The 16909-nt window shown below is 63.9% G+C and carries 16 protein-coding genes and 1 pseudogene; 7 read left to right on the plus strand and 10 right to left on the minus strand.

All coding sequences use genetic code 11. From position 1 onward, the window contains the following. The first annotated feature begins 15 nt into the window (after positions 1-15). From ACWTU7_RS13000 to ACWTU7_RS13010, 3 genes are all read left to right on the plus strand, one after another. On the plus strand, positions 16-156 hold the full coding sequence (locus tag ACWTU7_RS13000; protein ID WP_455838825.1) for a hypothetical protein: 141 nt from the start codon (positions 16-18) through the stop codon (positions 154-156). 70 nt (positions 157-226) lie between these two features. Beyond that, positions 227-958: an SDR family oxidoreductase gene (locus ACWTU7_RS13005; RefSeq protein ID WP_127208421.1), complete on the plus strand. Its 732-nt coding sequence runs from the start codon at positions 227-229 to the stop codon at positions 956-958. A gap of 27 nt (positions 959-985) precedes the next feature. Continuing rightward, a complete protein-coding gene (locus tag ACWTU7_RS13010) occupies positions 986-1831 on the plus strand; it encodes a fumarylacetoacetate hydrolase family protein (RefSeq protein WP_455838826.1) in 846 nt (281 codons plus the stop codon). Between the two features lie 211 nt (positions 1832-2042). Here the strand turns inward: ACWTU7_RS13010 and ACWTU7_RS13015 are convergent, their stop codons facing one another. The 6 genes from ACWTU7_RS13015 to ACWTU7_RS13040 form a co-directional block, all read right to left on the minus strand. Beyond that, entirely contained in the window at positions 2043-3041 is a 999-nt protein-coding gene (locus tag ACWTU7_RS13015) for an ABC transporter ATP-binding protein (RefSeq protein ID WP_029347813.1), read from the minus strand. Positions 3042-3072: 31 nt separating this feature from the next. Continuing rightward, positions 3073-4134, minus strand: coding sequence for a Gfo/Idh/MocA family protein (locus tag ACWTU7_RS13020; protein ID WP_455838827.1), 1062 nt, complete (start codon positions 4132-4134; stop codon positions 3073-3075). After that, entirely contained in the window at positions 4131-4970 is an 840-nt protein-coding gene (locus tag ACWTU7_RS13025) for a carbohydrate ABC transporter permease (RefSeq protein ID WP_029347818.1), read from the minus strand. Before ACWTU7_RS13025 ends, ACWTU7_RS13020 begins: the two co-directional genes overlap by 4 nt. Positions 4971-4979: 9 nt before the next feature. Further along, positions 4980-5903: a carbohydrate ABC transporter permease gene (locus ACWTU7_RS13030; RefSeq protein ID WP_029347819.1), complete on the minus strand. Its 924-nt coding sequence runs from the start codon at positions 5901-5903 to the stop codon at positions 4980-4982. Positions 5904-6152: 249 nt separating this feature from the next. Beyond that, positions 6153-7412 (minus strand): ABC transporter substrate-binding protein, encoded by a 1260-nt coding sequence (locus ACWTU7_RS13035; RefSeq protein WP_029347821.1) that lies wholly within the window; start codon positions 7410-7412, stop codon positions 6153-6155. 2 nt (positions 7413-7414) lie between these two features. Then, positions 7415-8371, minus strand: coding sequence for an N-acetylmuramic acid 6-phosphate etherase (locus tag ACWTU7_RS13040; RefSeq protein WP_455838828.1), 957 nt, complete (start codon positions 8369-8371; stop codon positions 7415-7417). A gap of 199 nt (positions 8372-8570) precedes the next feature. Between ACWTU7_RS13040 and ACWTU7_RS13045 the strand changes: the two genes are divergently transcribed. From ACWTU7_RS13045 to nagA, 4 genes are read left to right on the plus strand one after another with little or no spacing between them, the layout of a single operon-like run. Then, a complete protein-coding gene (locus tag ACWTU7_RS13045; protein ID WP_455838829.1) occupies positions 8571-9452 on the plus strand; it encodes a BadF/BadG/BcrA/BcrD ATPase family protein in 882 nt (293 codons plus the stop codon). After that, on the plus strand, positions 9449-10231 hold the full coding sequence (locus ACWTU7_RS13050) for a GntR family transcriptional regulator (protein ID WP_127316943.1): 783 nt from the start codon (positions 9449-9451) through the stop codon (positions 10229-10231). Before ACWTU7_RS13045 ends, ACWTU7_RS13050 begins: the two co-directional genes overlap by 4 nt. Positions 10232-10263: 32 nt before the next feature. Continuing rightward, a complete protein-coding gene (locus tag ACWTU7_RS13055; RefSeq protein WP_455838870.1) occupies positions 10264-11274 on the plus strand; it encodes an SIS domain-containing protein in 1011 nt (336 codons plus the stop codon). Continuing rightward, positions 11271-12446: an N-acetylglucosamine-6-phosphate deacetylase gene (gene nagA / locus ACWTU7_RS13060; protein ID WP_455838830.1), complete on the plus strand. Its 1176-nt coding sequence runs from the start codon at positions 11271-11273 to the stop codon at positions 12444-12446. Before ACWTU7_RS13055 ends, nagA begins: the two co-directional genes overlap by 4 nt. Positions 12447-12454: 8 nt before the next feature. On the opposite strand, the gene ACWTU7_RS13065 is transcribed toward nagA, so the two are convergent. The 4 genes and pseudogenes from ACWTU7_RS13065 to ACWTU7_RS13080 all read right to left on the minus strand — a co-directional run. Further along, a complete protein-coding gene (locus ACWTU7_RS13065) occupies positions 12455-13981 on the minus strand; it encodes a malonate--CoA ligase (protein WP_455838831.1) in 1527 nt (508 codons plus the stop codon). Next, on the minus strand, positions 13978-15348 hold the full coding sequence (locus ACWTU7_RS13070) for a malonyl-CoA decarboxylase (protein ID WP_455838832.1): 1371 nt from the start codon (positions 15346-15348) through the stop codon (positions 13978-13980). Before ACWTU7_RS13070 ends, ACWTU7_RS13065 begins: the two co-directional genes overlap by 4 nt. A 225-nt stretch (positions 15349-15573) precedes the next feature. Continuing rightward, complete coding sequence (rpe, locus tag ACWTU7_RS13075) at positions 15574-16251, minus strand: ribulose-phosphate 3-epimerase (protein WP_287337391.1); 678 nt, start codon at positions 16249-16251, stop codon at positions 15574-15576. Positions 16252-16479: 228 nt separating this feature from the next. Then, positions 16480-16761 (minus strand): annotated as a pseudogene (locus ACWTU7_RS13080) (hypothetical protein); the annotation flags it as partial. Positions 16762-16909: the final 148 nt, after the last annotated feature.

The following is a 16909-nucleotide window of genomic DNA, read 5'->3' on the forward strand; positions in this document are numbered from 1 at the left end:
TGAGGGGCAGCGCCAATGCCGGAAAAGGTGAGGGGTAAATTCAAACCTGAATCGATTGCCCTGGCCCAAGAGATCTCCGGGCTTGACGGCAGAAAAGATGTTCTTTACCGAGAAAAAACATTTGCCCCTAAGCGAACAGCAATACAGGCGGCATGATAGTGCCCATCTGGCACATTGCGCCTTGGCCGCGTGCCAGTAAGAACCGGCGGCCACAGAGGAGAAAAGCATGGCGGATCTGGCAGGCAAGATCGTTGTCGTCACGGCGGCGGCACAGGGCATCGGCCGGGCGAGCGCGCTGGCTTTCGCCAGGGCGGGCGCTGTCGTCCATGCCACCGACATCAATGAGGTGATGCTAGCCGAACTTGGCAAGACGGCTGGCATCAAGACCCGCAAGCTCGACGTGCTGAACGACGAGGCCGTGACGTCGGCCTTCGCCGAGATCGGCGCCGTCGATGTGCTGTTCAACTGCGCCGGCTTCGTCCATTCGGGCTCGATCCTCGAGATGAAGGACGCCGATCTCGACTTTGCTTTGGATCTCAATGTCCGCTCGATGATCCGCACCATCCGCGCCGTGCTGCCCGGCATGCTGGAGCGCGGCGACGGCTCGATCATCAACATGGCGTCGTTGGCGGGCTCGACCAAGGGCGTGCCCAACCGCTTCGTCTACGGCCTGACCAAGGCGGCCGTCATCGGCCTGACCAAATCGATTGCCGCCGATTATGTCGGCAAGGGCATACGCTGCAACGCCATCTGCCCGGGCACGGTCGAAAGCCCGTCGCTGCAGGACCGCATGCACGCGCAGGGCGACTACGAGGCGGCCCGCGCTGCCTTCATCGCCCGCCAGCCCATGGGCCGCCTCGGCACGCCCGAGGAAATCGCCGATCTCGCCGTCTATCTGGCCGGCGCCACCTATACGTCGGGGCAGGCTTATAATATCGACGGTGGCTGGTCGATTTAAGCTCACCTCAATCAAGGAGAGAATTCTATGAAACTGCTGCGCTATGGCGAGGCGGGGAGCGAACGCCCCGGCCTGCTCGATGCGGATGGGACGATCCGTGACCTCTCCGCCCATGTCACCGACATTGCCGGCAAGGCGCTCGACCCGGCATCGCTTGAGACATTGTCGAAGCTCGATCCGAAATCGCTGCCGGCGGTTCCCGGCAAGCCGCGCATCGGCGCCTGCGTCGCTGGGACCGGCAAGTTCATCTGCATCGGCCTGAACTATTCCGACCATGCCGCCGAGACCGGTGCCACGGTGCCGCCGGAGCCGATCATCTTCATGAAGGCGAGCTCGGCCATCGTTGGACCGGACGACGACGTGCTGATCCCGCGCGGCTCGGTGAAGACCGATTGGGAGGTCGAGCTTGGCGTGGTTATCGGCAAGACCGCGAAATATGTCACCGAGGCCGAGGCGCTGGACTATGTCGCCGGCTACTGCGTCGCGCACGACGTTTCCGAACGCGCCTTCCAGGCCGAGCGTCAGGGCCAATGGACCAAGGGCAAGTCCTGCGACACCTTCGGGCCGATCGGCCCGTGGCTGGTGACCAAGGACGAAGTGAAAGACCCGCAGAACATCCCGATGTGGCTGAAGGTCAACGGCAAGACGATGCAGAACGGCTCGACCAAGACCATGGTCTATGGCGTCGCCTATCTCGTCTCCTATCTCAGCCAGTTCATGTCGCTGCATCCGGGCGACATCATCTCGACCGGCACGCCGCCCGGCGTCGGCCTCGGCATGAAGCCACCGGTCTTCCTGAAGCCCGGCGACGTTGTGGAGCTCGGCATCGAAGGGCTGGGCATGCAGAGGCAGACGTTCAAGGCGGATTTATAGGGGCTCTTCCTTCTCCCCTTGTTGTGGGAGAAGGTGGATCGGCGCGCAGCGCCGAGACGGATGAGGGGTGCTGAAAGAAACGCGGCGAGAAAACATCGAAGGATTTTTAGTCGCTTACGCCTTCAGCGTAGCGATCCTTCCAACACCCATCATCCGACCGAGCTTCGCTCGGCCACCTTCTCCCAAAGGGGAGAAGCGGAGTCGGCACCAGCTACTTCAACACCTTCCCATCCGCCCCGAACCGGTACGTCTTTGCCGGATCCGGCGTCGCATAAAGCGTGGCTCCCGGTTCGGCGTTGTAGACGCCGAAGATGCGCACGGTGATCAGCCCGGCCTTCTCGCAGTCGAGATAGAGGTTGGTGTCGGCGCCGAGATGCTCGGCATGGACGACCGTGCCTTTCCAGGCGCCGGATTTCGCATCGACGGTCAGGTGCTCGGGACGGACGCCGATGGTCTTCGCCGTCTCACCAAGCCTGGCGCCGTCGACGAAATTCATCTTCGGTGAGCCGATGAAGCCGGCGACAAACTCATTCGCCGGCGAATTATAGAGCTCCATCGGTCCGCCGATCTGCTCGATCTTTCCGGCGTTGAGCACGACGATCTTGTCGGCCAGCGTCATCGCCTCGACCTGGTCGTGGGTGACATAGATCATCGTCGCCTTCAGCCGGCGGTGCAATTGCGCGATCTCCAGCCTGGTGTTGACGCGCAGTGCTGCATCGAGGTTCGACAAAGGCTCGTCGAACAGGAAAAGCTTGGGCTCGCGCACCACGGCGCGGCCGATGGCGACCCGCTGGCGCTGGCCGCCTGACAGCTCGGCCGGCCGCCTCGAGAGATAGGGTTCCAGCGACAGCATCGAGGAGGCGATGCCGATGCGGCGGTCGATCTCGGCCGCCGGCGTGCCCGCCTGCTTGAGGCCGAGGCCCATATTGTTCTTCACCGTCAGATGCGGGTAGAGCGCGTAGGTCTGGAACACCATGGCGATGCCGCGTTTGGCCGGCGGGCTTGCGGAGATGTCCGCCCCGTCGATGACCACGCGGCCCGAGGTCGAATCCTCCAGCCCGGCGATGACCCTGAGCAGCGTCGACTTGCCACAGCCGGAGGGGCCGACGAAGACGACGAATTCGCCATCGGTCACTTCGAGGTTGATGCCCTTCAGCACCTCCACCGGCCCAAAAGCCTTCTTCACATTCTCGATGTTCAGCGAGCCCACGGCTTCGTTCCTGTACTAGAGTTTGACTGGTCTAGAGTCTGATTGGGGCGCCGCTGCGAACGCTCTCGTCGGCGGCAAGGCAGACGGCGAGCGACTTCACCGCGTCGTCCATATGGCGGGTGAGGTCCAGATCCTCGCGGACCGCTCTGAGCAGAAAAGCCTGTTCGAGGTCGCAGAGATCCTGATGGCCGGGTTCGCCTTCCATCGACAGTATCTCATCCGGCTTGGCGAACTTGCCGTCCGCGCCGGTCGCCGCACTGTGCAGGCGGATGGTCGAGGTCTTGGTATGGGTGTCGATGTCGTCGGATTTAACGCCCTCTTTCATGACGATCGACACGCAGCCATTTGGCGAGATCACGTCCTTCACGAAGAAGGCTGTCTCCGAGATCATCGGCCCCCAGCCGGCCTCGTACCAGCCGACCGAGCCGTCGTCGAACAGCACCTGCAGGTGACCGTAATTGTACATCGTGGGCGCTATCTCGTTGGTCAGCCTCAGCCCCATGCCGCGCACCTCGACCGGCCGGGCGTCGGTGATCTGCAGCATGACGTCGAGATAATGGACGCCGCAATCGACGATCGGCGACGTCGTCTGCATCAACTGCTTGTGCGTCTCCCAGCCATGGCCGGAGGATTGCTGGTTGAGGTTCATGCGGAACACGTAGGGGCCGCCGAGCTTTCGCGCTTCGGCGATCAGCCTGACCCAGGACGGGTGATGGCGCAGGATGTAGCCGATCACGAGTTTTTTGCCATTGGCCTTGGCTGCTGCAACCACGCGTTTCGCATCCGCCACCGTCGTCGCCAGCGGCTTTTCGACAAAGACATGGCAGCCGGCCTCGAACGCCTTGACCGCATAGTCGGCATGGCTGTCGGAATAGGTGGCGATGCAGGCGACATCGGGGCTTTCGTCGCGCAGCGCCTCGTCGAAGGAACGCCTGATATCATACGCGGAAAGCCCGGCCGGCAGCGGCACGTCCGAACGGTTGATCAGCGCCGCGATCTCAAACCCCGGATTGGTGTGATAGGCCAGCGCATGGCTGCGGCCCATATTGCCAAGCCCGGCAACGACGACGCGAAGAGGTTTTTCGGCGCTCACTTGACCGCTCCCGAAGTAATGCCGCGGATCAGTTGCCGCGAGAAGATGACGTAGAGGATCAGCACCGGCATGATCGCCAGCGACAACGCGGCCAGGATAGCGTTCCAGTTGGTGACGAACTGGCCGAGGAACAGCTGGGCGCCGAGCGTGACCGTCTTGGTCTCCTCCGACGGCGCCAGGATCAGCGGGAACCACAGATCGTTCCAGATCGGGATCATGGTGAAGACTGCGACCGTTGCCATCGATGGCCTCACCAGGGGCAGCACCAGCCGGAAGAAGATGGTGTATTCGGACAGGCCGTCGATGCGCCCGGCATTCTTCAGATCGTCGGACACCTGCTTCATGAATTCCGACAGGATGAAGACGGCGAGCGGCAGGCCTTGCGCCGTATAAACCAGGATCAGCGCGGTCAGCGTGTTGACCAGCCCGCTCGCCACCATCAGCTGCAGGATGGCGACGGTGCCGAGGCGGATCGGGATCATGATGCCGAGCGCCAGGTAAAGTCCCATCAGCGAATTGCCGCGGAAGCGGTACTCCGACAGCGCGAACGCGGCCATCGCGCCGAACAGTAGCACGAAGAACAGCGAGGCGACGGTGACGACAAGACTGTTCTGGAAATAGTGGATGAAATCACCCTGCCCGATCACCGTGGTGTAGCCGATCAGGTCGAAGGTTTTCGGGGTTGGCGGCGCCAGCGGTGTACCGAAGATCGCGCCGCGCGACTTGAACGAATTGACGATGACGATGATCACCGGAAACAGTGCGATCACCGTATAGGTCAGCAGCACCGCATGAGCGCCGATGGTGCGGGGCAGGGAATGGGTTGCGGTGCTCATCTCGACCCCTCAGAACTGGTAGCGACGCAGGCGCGTCTGGACGAGGAACAGGTAGACGCAGACACCGCCCAGGATGATCAGGAACATCATCGTGGCGATCGCCGCGCCCATATTGGGATCGCCGACTTGCAGCTGGAAGCCGAAGAAGGCACGGTACAGGAAGGTCCCGAGGATATCGGTCGAATAATTCGGCCCGGCCAGCGCGCCTTGCGCGGTGTAGATCAGGTCAAAGGCGTTGAAATTGCCGACGAAGGTCAGGATCGAGATGATGCCGATCGACGGCAGGATCAGCGGCAGCTTGATCTTCCAGAACTGAGACATGCCGGTGACGCCGTCGCATTCGGCCGCTTCGATCACCTCCTCGGGAATGGACAGCAGTGCCGCATAGATCAGCATCATCGGGATGCCGACGAACTGCCACACCGAGATCAGGCTGAGCGTGGTCAACGCATATTGCTCCTTGCCCAGCCACGGCGTGAACAGGCTTTTGAGGCCGACGAGATCCATCAGGTTCGGCGCCACGCCCCACAGCGGCGACAGGATCAGCTTCCAGGCGAAGCCGACGATGACGAAGGACAGGATCGTCGGCACGAAGATGGCTGTACGGTAGAAGGCGGAGAATCTCAGCCGCGGGCTGGACAGCAGTGCGGCCAGCAGGACGCCGATCGGATTCTGCACGACCATGTGGATGATGAAGAACCAGACGTTATTCCGCAGTGCGTTCCAAAAATTGACCGACCAGTTGGGATCGCCGAACAGCCTGCGGAAATTTTCCAACCCGACGAAGACCTGAGCCTGGTCGATGTTGCGAAACAGCGAGAGCTGCAGCGTACCGGCCAGCGGCAGGATCATGATCGCCGTATAGACCAGCACCGCCGGCGCCAGGAAGACGACGATATGCCAGCGGAACGGTCGTTTCGGTGCTGCGGCCATGCGTTCGGTCCCCGCCGATCAGGTTCTTGCGATTGCTATCAACGGCAGCGCTGCCCCTCACCCTTACCGTCTCCCCGTGAAAGACGGGGAGAGGGGGGCGTCAGCGCCGGAGCTTCTCCCTTCTCCCCGTCTCTATACGGGGAGAAGGTGCCGGCAGGCGGATGAGGGGCGGCGCCGTCGGTCGCAGTCGATGCTATCGAAAAAAGCAGAACCGTCCACTTGCAACGGCACTGCTTCCTATCCGAGCGCTTACTTCGCCGGTTTATACCAGCTGTCGAGGCCGTCCTGCAGCTTCTTGGCGGCAGCTTCCGGCGTCACGGTGCCGTTGATGACGTTGGCCGATTCAACCCACGTCTCGTTCTCGAGGTTCGGCGTGCCGCGCGACAGGATCTGGTAGGTCGAGCGGATCGTCGACTTGCACTTGTCGCGCCAGGAGACGAATTCCTGCGCCAGCGGGTCTTCCATCTTCACCGGAGTGTTGTTCAGGCTGAAGAAGCCCGGCAGCGCGTTGGCGTAGATGGTGGCGAAATCCGGCGAGGCGACCCAGGTCAGGAAGGTCTTGGCCGCATCCGCATTCTTCGACGCCGCATTGAGGCCCATGCCGATGTCGGTGTGGTCGGAGATGTAGCAGGTGTCGCCGGCCTTCTGCACCGGCGGCGGGAACGCACCCATTTTGAACTGCGCCTGCGTGTTGAACAGGCCGATTTCCCACGAGCCGGCCGGGTAGATGGCGGCGCGGCCGAGCGTGAACAGGTTCTGGCTGTCCGGATAGGTCTGCGCCTCGAAGCCGTCGCCGAGATAGGGCTTCCACTTGGCCAGTTCGGCAAACGGCGCGACCCACTGCGGATCGGTCAGTTTCTGCTCGCCCTTGATCAGCGCCAGACGGCCTTCCTCGCCTTTCCAGTAGTTCGGGCCGATGTTCTGGTAGCCCATGGTCGCGGCTTCCCAGAGATCCTTGGTGCCCATCGCCATCGGGATGTAGGTGCCGTCGGCCTTGATCTTGTCCAGCGCGGCGTAGAACTCCTCAGTCGTCGTCGGCACCTTGATGCCGAGCTGGTCGAAGGCGTCCTTGTTGTAGATGAAGCCGTGGATGACGGAAGCCATCGGCACGCAGAAGCTGGCCTTGCCGTCGTCGGTCTGCCAGGCGGCTTTGGCGACGTCGGAAAAATTCTCCATGCCGGGCAGCGTCGAGATGTCGGCGAGGTTGCCCTTCTTGAAGAGTTCCAGCGACTTGTCGAACGGTCGGCAGGTGATCAGGTCGCCCGCCGAGCCGGCGGCGAGCTTGGCGCCGAGCGCGGCGTCATATTCGGTCGGCGCCGACGGCGCGAACACCACCTTAATGCCGGGGTTCTTGGCCTCAAAAGCCGGGATCAACTTGTCCTTCCAGATGGCGAGGTCATCGCCGCGCCAGCTCTCGATGTTGAGCGTTACATCCTGGGCATAAGCCATTCCGGCGGAGCCGAGAATGCTGGTGCCAAGAAGAAGTGCCGTCAGTAGTTTCGTTGTCATGCTCAGTCTCCCTGTTGACCTTTTTCAGGTTCGGTTTTGAGAACAGAGGCTTTCTGCCCCATGCTCCCCTCGATCGCGGAAAGCGCCGGGCGCAGCTTCTGGCCGGTCCCTTCCAGTATCTTCTCGGCCGCATCGGCGCTGGCGGCGCCGGCGGCGAGCAGAATGGCGGTCTTGACGCCGCCGCCGCTCTTCTCCAGCAGGCGCGCCGCATCCTCCCTGTCGCGCCCGCTGATGGCGGCGACGATGCGTGCGGCGCGGTCGCGCAGCTTGATGTTGTCGGCCAAGAGGTTGACCATGTAGCCGTCATGCACATGGCCAAGATGGATGGCGGCCAGCGTCGACAGCATGTTGAGCGCGATCTTCTGGGCGGTGCCGGCGCCCATGCGCGTCGAGCCGGCGATCAGCTCCGGCGGTGTCTCGAGCAATATGGCGATATCGGCCAGCCGAAGCAGCGGCGCATCCTTGTTATTGGCGATGGCGATGGTTGCCGCGCCGCGGCGTCTGGCGTCCTCGATCGCTCTGACCGCATAGGGTGTCGAGCCGCTGGCCGAGACCGCGATCAGGCAGTCGCCCTCGCCGATGCCGGCAGCGGCAACCGCTGCCGAGGCGTCGTCCGTGTCGTCCTCCGGTCCGCCGGCCAGTGTCTTGAAGGCATCGTCGCCACCGGCAATCAGGACGGCAATACGGTCGCGCTGAATGCCGAAGGTACCCGGCAGCTCCAGCGCATCGGCCAGCGCCATCAGGCCCGAGCTGCCGGCTGCCGCGTAAGCGAGCTTGCCGCCGTTGTTCAGCCGGCTGGCGATGATTTCGGCTGCTTTGGCGATGGCAGAAATGGCGCCGTGCACCGCCTTGGCGGCCTCGATCTGCGCATTGGCCAAAGAGGAAAGGATGGCGTCCGGGGCCTGGATGTCCAGCCCCTCGGCATTCTGGTGAAGCGCTTCGGTGCGCGTTTCGGCCATCCGCTTTCCTCCAATCCAGAAAACCATACCAAAAAAATACCACTTGTCCACACGCATTAGTGATTTCCCTGCCTCGGAATTGGCTTTCGGGCAAAATACGCAGGTTTTTCAACCAGATGCGGCTTAATCTTTTTGAAACGGAAATTAAGCCTTGGCTATTGGTATTTTATTGGTATTATCCGCCGGGAGGAGAAATCGCGTGAATTTCGTGCTTGGCATCGATGGCGGCGGCACCAGCTGCAGGGCGGCCCTTGCAACAGTGGACGGCACCGTCGTCGGCCGCGCCAAGAGTGGTGCGGCCAACATCCGCACCGATCTAACCGGCGCCAGGGCCAACATCGTCGAGGCGGCAAAACAGGCCTTTGTCGCCGCCGGACAAGACCCCGAAATGATCCCGCAGACCCCGGCCATCCTCGGCCTCGCCGGCGCCAATGTCGGCACCTACAGGCAGCAGCTCGAAGCAATCCTGCCGTTCAGCATCAGCCGTGTCGAGACCGACGCCGAGATCGCCCTGGAAGGCGCGGTCGGCTCCGGTGACGGCGCCATGGCCATCCTCGGCACTGGCACCGCCTACATGGCGCGCAAAAACGGCAAGTCGCGCGCCATCGGCGGCTGGGGTTTTCAGGTCGGCGACCAGGGCAGCGGCGCCCGCATCGGCCGCGACCTGCTCGAACAGACGCTGCTCGCCTATGACGGCATCCGCCAGGTATCGCCGCTGACGCAGGCCATGCTCGCCATCTTCCGCGACAATCCCGAGGATTTGGTCGAGTTCACCACCAATGCCAAGCCCGGCGATTTCGGCGGCTTCGCGCCCAAGGTCTTCGACCATGCCGCCAAGGGCGACATCGTCGCCAACTGGATCCTCGATAAGGCGGTCGCCGATGTCGAGGCCGCACTCGGCGTGCTCGATCTCGGCGACGACGATCCGCTGTGCCTGCTTGGCGGGCTGGCGACGCTCTATGCACCACGCCTGTCGGCGCGCTACCGGGCGCTGCTGAAGCCACCGCTCGACGATGCGCTGGGCGGTGCGGTGCAGATGGCGGTTCGTGTTTTCTCGAGGACTGCGGAGGCGGCACGATGAGCGAAGCCGCCGACCAGATCTTCGCGACCCTGAAACACTCGGCGCAAAGCGGCGCACCGCTCTATCTGCAGCTCAGGAAGAGCATCGAGGACGCGGTCAATCGCGGCCTGATCGGACCGGGCGATGCGCTGCCTTCCGAGCGCGACATCGCCAGCAAGGCGGACATTTCGCGCGTCACGGTGCGCAAGGCGGTGCAGGACCTGGTCAAGGGCGGCATCCTCGTCCAGCGCCACGGCTCCGGCACGTTTGTCGCACCGCGCATGGAACGCGTCGAGCAATCGCTGTCGCGGCTGACATCCTTCACCGAGGACATGGCGCGGCGCGGCATGGCTGTCCGTTCGGCCTGGCTCGATCGCGGCCTCTATGCGCCCTCTCCGGACGAGATGATGGTGCTTGGCCTGTCGTCGAACGAGCTGGTGGCACGCGTAGCGCGCCTGCGCATCGCCAACGATACGCCGTTGGCGATCGAACGCGCCGCACTGTCGGCCAGCGTGCTGCCGGACCCGGCAGGAATTGGGTCGTCGCTCTACGCTGCGCTGGAAACAACCGGCAATCGACCGGTTCGGGCGGTGCAGCGCATCTCCGCCGCCAATCTCGGCGACGATGACGCGCGCCTGCTCGAAGTGCCGCCAGGCATTGCCGGGCTGCACATCGAGCGTATTTCCTATCTGGCGAGCGGCAAGGTTATCGAATTCACCCGCTCCATCTACAGAGGCGACGCCTATGATTTCGTCGCCGAGCTCCGGCTGAGCGGGCCGGGCGAAGAGGGCCGGCCATGAGCGCGACGACGACCCAAAAGCGGACCACCCATATGCGGCGCGAGATCGAGGAGATCCCGGAGGCCACCGCGCGCCTGCTCGACGGCTCGGCAGCGGTGCTGATCGAGGCCGGGCGCGGCATTCGCGAGCGCGATCCGCAGTTCGTCGTCACCGTGGCGCGCGGCTCCTCCGACCATGCCGCCACCTTCATGAAGTATGCGGTGGAGCTGACCGCCGGCCTCGCCGTCGCTTCGGTCGGCCCATCGATCGCCTCGATCTATGGGGCCAAGCTCAAGCTCGGCGGCTCGGCTTGCCTGGCGATCTCGCAGTCGGGCAAGAGCCCGGACATCGTCGCCATGGCGCAAGCCGCGAGAGCCGGCGGTTCGCTGACGGTCGCCATCACCAACACCGCCGATTCGCCGCTGGCGCGGGCCTCCGATTATGCGATCGACATTCTGGCCGGCCCGGAACGCAGCGTCGCCGCGACGAAGACCTTCGTCAATTCGGCCGTCGCCGGCCTCGCTTTGATGGCGCATAGCACCGGCGACGACAAGTTGCTGGCGGCGCTCGCCCATTTGCCGGAACATTTCCGCAAGGCGATCGCCTGCGACTGGATGGCGCTGGCCAGCGCCCTTGAGACGCCGAAATCGCTGTTCATCCTAGGTCGCGGTCCGTCCGCTGCGATCGCCAATGAAGCAGCGCTTAAGTTCAAGGAAACCTGTGCCATGCACGCCGAGGCCTATAGTGCTGCCGAAGTGATGCATGGCCCGCTGGCACTGGTCGGGCCTGATTTCCCGGTGCTGGCGCTCGCCGCCCGCGATGCTTCCGAGCCGTCGGTTGCCGAGGCCGCCGACAGCCTGGCGGCCAAGGGCGCGGCCGTCTTTGTGACCTCGGACAAGGCGAAAAGCGCTCAGCACCTGCCGCATGTCGCCACCGGCCATCCGCTGACCGACCCGCTGGCGCTGATCGTGTCCTTCTATGGCTTCGTCGAGGCCTTTGCCCGCCATCGCGGCCTCGATCCGGACACGCCGCCCAATCTGCGCAAGGTGACGGAAACCATATGAGCGACCGTTTTGCCCTGACTGGGGCCCGGATATTCGACGGCGACGACTGGCACGACGATGCCGCGCTTGTCGTGCGTGACGGCCTCGTCGAAGCCATCGTTGCCGTCGGCGCCGTTCCATCCGGTGTCGAGCGTATCGAAACCGGCGGCGGCATGCTTGCGCCGGGCTTCGTCGACCTGCAGGTTAATGGCGGTGGCGGGGTCATGCTCAACGACCATCCTGATGTCGCCTCGATCGAAACCATCTGCCAGGCGCACGCGCCGTTCGGTACGACCGCGCTGTTGCCGACGCTGATCACCGACACGCCTGAGATCACCGCGGCGGCGGTTGCCGCCGGAGCGGAGGCCGGAAAGCAAAAGGTGCCTGGCTTTTTGGGCCTGCATCTCGAAGGCCCGCATTTGTCGATCGCCCGCAAAGGCGCGCATGATCCGGCGCTGATCCGGCCGATGCTGGATGCCGACCAGGCGATGCTGATTGCGACGCGGAAAACTCTGCCGGTACTGTTGGCCACGATCGCGCCGGAATCCGTCGACACCGTACGCGTTTCGGCGCTCGCCGAGGCCGGCATCGTCGTCAGCCTCGGCCATTCCGACACCGGCTATGCCAAGGCGCGCGCGTTCGCCGATGCCGGCGCAACAATGGTCACCCATCTGTTCAACGCCATGAGCCAGATCGGCAATCGTGAGCCGGGGTTGGCGGGTGCCGCCATCGATACGGACACGTTGTTTGCCGGCATCATCGCCGACGGCATCCATGTCGATCCCGCCACCATGGCCATCGCGCTGCGCGCCAAGCAGAGTCCGGCAAAAATTTTCCTGGTCACCGACGCCATGGCGACGATCGGCACCGACATGACCTCGTTCACGCTGAACGGCCGCACCGTCTACCGCAAGGACGGCAGCCTGCGGCTTGGCGACGGGACGCTGGCCGGCGCCGATCTCGACATGATCTCCGCCGTGCGCTTCGTCCACCGCATTGTCGGACTGGACCTTTCGGAAGCGCTGCGCATGGCTTCGTTCTATCCGGCGCAGGCGATCGGCCAGTCGCACCGGCTCGGGCGTTTTGCCAAAGGCACCGCCGCCGATATCGTTGCGCTGTCGGACGAATTGGACGTCAGGGGCGTCTGGATAGAAGGCGACAGGGTTTTCGGGGTCGGCGCCAACTGGGTGTAACCTTAACGTCAGCCGGCTTTGGCCGGAGCGTAGAGGTCCTTGTAGCTTTCGCGCAGCAGGTTCTTCTGCACCTTGCCCATTGTGTTGCGCGGCAGTTCGTCGACGAAGATCACCCGCTTCGGATGCTTGTATTTCGCCAGCCGTCCGGCGATGTCATCGACGATCTCGGCAGCGGTGATGGTCGAGGCCGGCGTCCGCACCACGATCGCGGTGACGCCCTCGCCGAAATCCGGATGGGCAACGCCGATGACAGCGCTTTCGGCGACGCCGGGCAGCGCGTCGATCTCGCTCTCGACCTCCTTCGGGTAGATGTTGTAGCCGCCGGAAATGATCAGATCCTTGCCGCGCCCGACGATGTGGACATAGCCGTCGGCGTCGATCAGGCCGAGATCCCCGGTGATGAAGAAGCCGTCACCACGGAATTCCGCCTTGGTCTTTTCCGGCATGCGCCAATAGCCGCCGAAGACATTGGGGCCCTTCACCTCGATCATGCCGACCTCGCCCTGGGCAAGTGTTTCGCCGCTCTCGGGGTCGGCGATGCGCAGCGCGACGCCGGGTAAGGGGAAGCCTACCGTGCCGGCGCGCCGCTCGCCATCATAGGGGTTCGACGTGTTCATGTTGGTCTCGGTCATGCCGTAGCGCTCGATGATCGAATGGCCGGTGCGCTCGCGCCAGGCCTTGTGCGTCTCGGCCAGCAGCGGCGCCGATCCGGAAGCGAACAGGCGGATGTTTTTCGCCGCTTGCCGGTTCAAGCCGTCCTGCTGCAACAGGCGCACATAAAAGGTCGGCACGCCCATCAGCGCCGTGGCCCGCGGCAGCAGCGAGACGATGCGGGCCGGGTCGAACCTGGTTTCGAACAGCATCGAGGCGCCGGCCATCACGATGACGTTGGTGGCGACGAAGAGGCCATGCGTGTGGAAGATCGGCAGCGCGTGGATCAAGACGTCTGCGGCAGTGAAGCGCCACTGGTCGACCAGAACCCGCGCATTCGAGGCGAGGTTCTCATGGCTGAGCATGGCGCCTTTCGAGCGGCCGGTGGTCCCCGACGTGTACAGGATCGCCGCAAGATCGTCGGGCCCGCGCACCACGTCGCGGAAGTTCGAAGACCGCCGCGAGGCCTGATCCATCAACGAGCCTTCGCCATTGCCGCCGAGCGTGGCTGCGATAGCGCCCGATCTCTCCGCCAAGGCCCCGATATCGGCTGCCCGTGCCGGATCGCAGACGACCAGCCGCGGCTCGGCATCGCCGAAGAAGTATTCGAGCTCGGTCAGCGTATAGGCGGTGTTGAGCGGTAGGAAGACCGCACCGGCACGCAGGCAGGCGAGATAGAGCAGGATCGCCTCGGGGCTCTTCTCGACCTGGACGGCGACGCGGTCGCCGGGGTCGACGCCCAATTGCAGAAGCGCATGTGCCAGTTGCGCGGACTGCGCCAGCATATCGCCATAGGTGATCGAGCGCCGGTCATCCGTCTCCATCAACAGACGCTCGGGGTCCGGCATCCCGGCGCGGAAAGCGTCGAACAAATGGTTGCTCATGCATCCCTCCGAGTCTGGGCAGCCGCCGGAAGCGGCGGTGCGGCCGGTCTCGCCGGTTTCGGCAGCAGGCGGCGCACAGCGGGCGCGGCCGCCACATCGTTCCTGGCGGCGAACAGCTCGTGGTTCTTCTCGATATCGTCGAGCTTGTAGCGATAATTGACCATCAGGCCATGCGCCTGACGTAAGGCGCGGGGCGACAGGTCGCCGAAAAGGTCGATGCGCTCCAGCCGCGCGCCATTGCCGAGATGGAACCGGGCGACCGGATCGATCACCTTGTCGGAGGCGCTGCGGGCTTCGAGGAAATACTGTGCCGCAAGAGGAAGCAGGGCCTGACCCACGCGGTCGCGCATGGCAGCATCCGCGTGCCAACCCTGGTTGGCGACGAGGTCCAGCACTTCGGCGGCGGAGGGGATGGTTTCGGCCTGCTCGGCCAGCCAGCGGGCAAAGCCCGGCACCGGGGACAGTGTGACGAAATCCGTCAGGCCGGGAAGGTCGCGGCGCAGGTCCTCGACCACCTGCTTGATCAGGAAGTTGCCGAACGAGATGCCGCGCAAGCCCTCCTGGCAGTTCGAGATGGAATAGAACACTGCCGTCGTGGCCTGCCGTGGCTGCACCAGCGGCCGCTCGTCGGCAAGCAGCTCGGCGATTGTCGTCGGCATCGCCCGGGTGAGCGCGACCTCGACGAAGATCAGCGGCTCGTCACCGAGCTGCGGATGAAAGAACGCATAGCAGAGCCGGTCGTCGGGTTCGATCCGGCGGCGCAGATCGTCCCAGGTGTGGATGGCGTGCACCGCCTCGTAGCGGATGATTTTTTCCAGAATGTTGGCTGGCGTCGACCAGTCGATCCGCCGCAGCACCAGGAAGCCGCGGTTGAACCATGACGACAGGAGGTGCGTGAAGTCGGCATCGACGATGGCGAGATCGGGCGATGTGGGCAGCCACGCAAGCAGGTCCTGGCGCATGCGCACCAGCGTCTCGATGCCGCCGGGCGCCAGGTTCAGGCGGCGCAGAAGCTCCTGTCTAGCCGGTTCGGCGGAATCGTGCAGGGCAAGTGCCGAGCGATCGTCGGGCGCGGCGCGATAGGCATCCACCGCGGCGGCAAGCTTGGCATGATCGGTGCCGAAACGATCGCGCAGCACATGCAGGAACGCCAGCCTTCCGTCGGCGCCGAGGGTGCGCCAGCGCTCAAGGATTTCCCGGGCATAGGCGACGCCCGATGCCTCGCCCTGGCTGGAAAGCAGACGGGCGCACAGACGCCCCAGGCTGTCGGCCGAGACCGGCTCGTCACCGCGAACGAGGTTAAGCATCATCCGGCCGCGATCGGCGATGGTGTTCAGCAGGTCAGCGAAGAAAGGGCTGCGGTTCATCGATCCGACCGTCGAAGAGGAGCCCTGCGGGAAGGTCCGAAGAGGCATCAGGGTGAGAAAGAGAATATGGATGTAGTTTCTGTTATGCCAATAAAATTGCCCAAAAATGGACAAAGACATTTTTGGCTGGGGGACCGTATGTCACGAGCACAAGCGCACCGGCGTCGGCCAACGAATTCCTGACCGGCTGACGAGACGGCGCGTTTGGTAACGACGCCGGCAGCGTCAGCCGGCCGCCCGGTCGGCCGCTGTCCTGATCGCCTCGATGTTCCCCCGATAGGCTTCAACGCTGCCGCCCTTGAAGATGGCTGCACCGGCGACCAGCACGCTGGCGCCGGCGGCGGTGACCAAAGGTGCCGTTTGCGGCGAGATGCCGCCGTCGATCTCGATCCGGATCGGCCGATTGCCGATCAGCGCCTTCACCCGCTTCACCTTGTCGACGACTCCCGGAATGAAGGCTTGGCCGCCAAAACCCGGATTGACGGTCATGATCAGGATCAGATCGAGCCGGTCGAGCACATATTCGACCGCCGATTCCGGCGTCGCCGGATTGAGCGACACGCCGGCCTTCTTGCCGAGGTTCCTGATCGTCTGCAGCGAACGGTCGAGATGCGGCCCGGCCTCGGCATGCACTGTCATGCCGTCGCAGCCGGCTTCGGCGAAAGCCCCCAGATAGGGGTCGGCCGGCGCGATCATCAGATGGCAGTCGAAGAAGGCCTTGGTGCGGTTGCGGATCGCCTTGATCACCGGTGGGCCGAAAGTGATGTTGGGCACGAAATGCCCGTCCATGACGTCGAGATGGATCCAGTCGGCGCCGGCCGCCGCCACCGCCTCGACCTCGTCGCCGAGCTTCGAAAAATCCGACGCAAGCACCGATGGCGCGATCAGGGTTTTTTTGCTCATGATCCGGCCTTTCCAGGCGCCCGTGGTTGCGGGCGCATCGTCTGGGTCGACTGCTAGACCATGATCCCGAAAAGGGGAAGCCGGTTGTTCCTGGCGCGATGGCGTCAGATGTCGGCACCAAGACCCCGCCGGATTGCTCCGGCGGGGTCTTGTGGGTGCGAATGGTTAGTTAAATATGCTGCTGCGCGCCGGATTCTGCTGTCGTGGAATCCGTTGCTTTTGCTCGGTAGGCACGCCACCGGAGGGCGGAAAGTCGGGCGGATAGAAAGGCGGCAGGTAACCGCCGCCTGGTATCTGCTCGTAATGGCCGGCACGGCCCTCGCAGGGGTGCAAGACCTCGACGTCGCCGACATGAGCTTCAACCTCGGGGTCTTCGAGATAGTCATCGAAGTCGACGAACCATGAGCCGAACGGCGGGACGTTGGCCGGCCTGACCAGCGCCGTCGGCGTGATCTGCACGCCGTGCATGGCGAGCGGCCCGCCGCCGGCAAGCTGTTCGGCAAGTGTCGGGGGGCGACAGGAGAAACATCCGGCGTTTCCGCGCAAATCAGGGCAAGGCGCGACGTTCCGGCACGTTTTTCCCTGATCGAATTGTCTGCTTTCCTCATAATCACGATACGTCGGCTCTTATGGTGGGTCAACGGAATCAGCGGAAAGC

It is taken from the genome of Mesorhizobium sp. BHscii, from assembly GCF_053848065.1.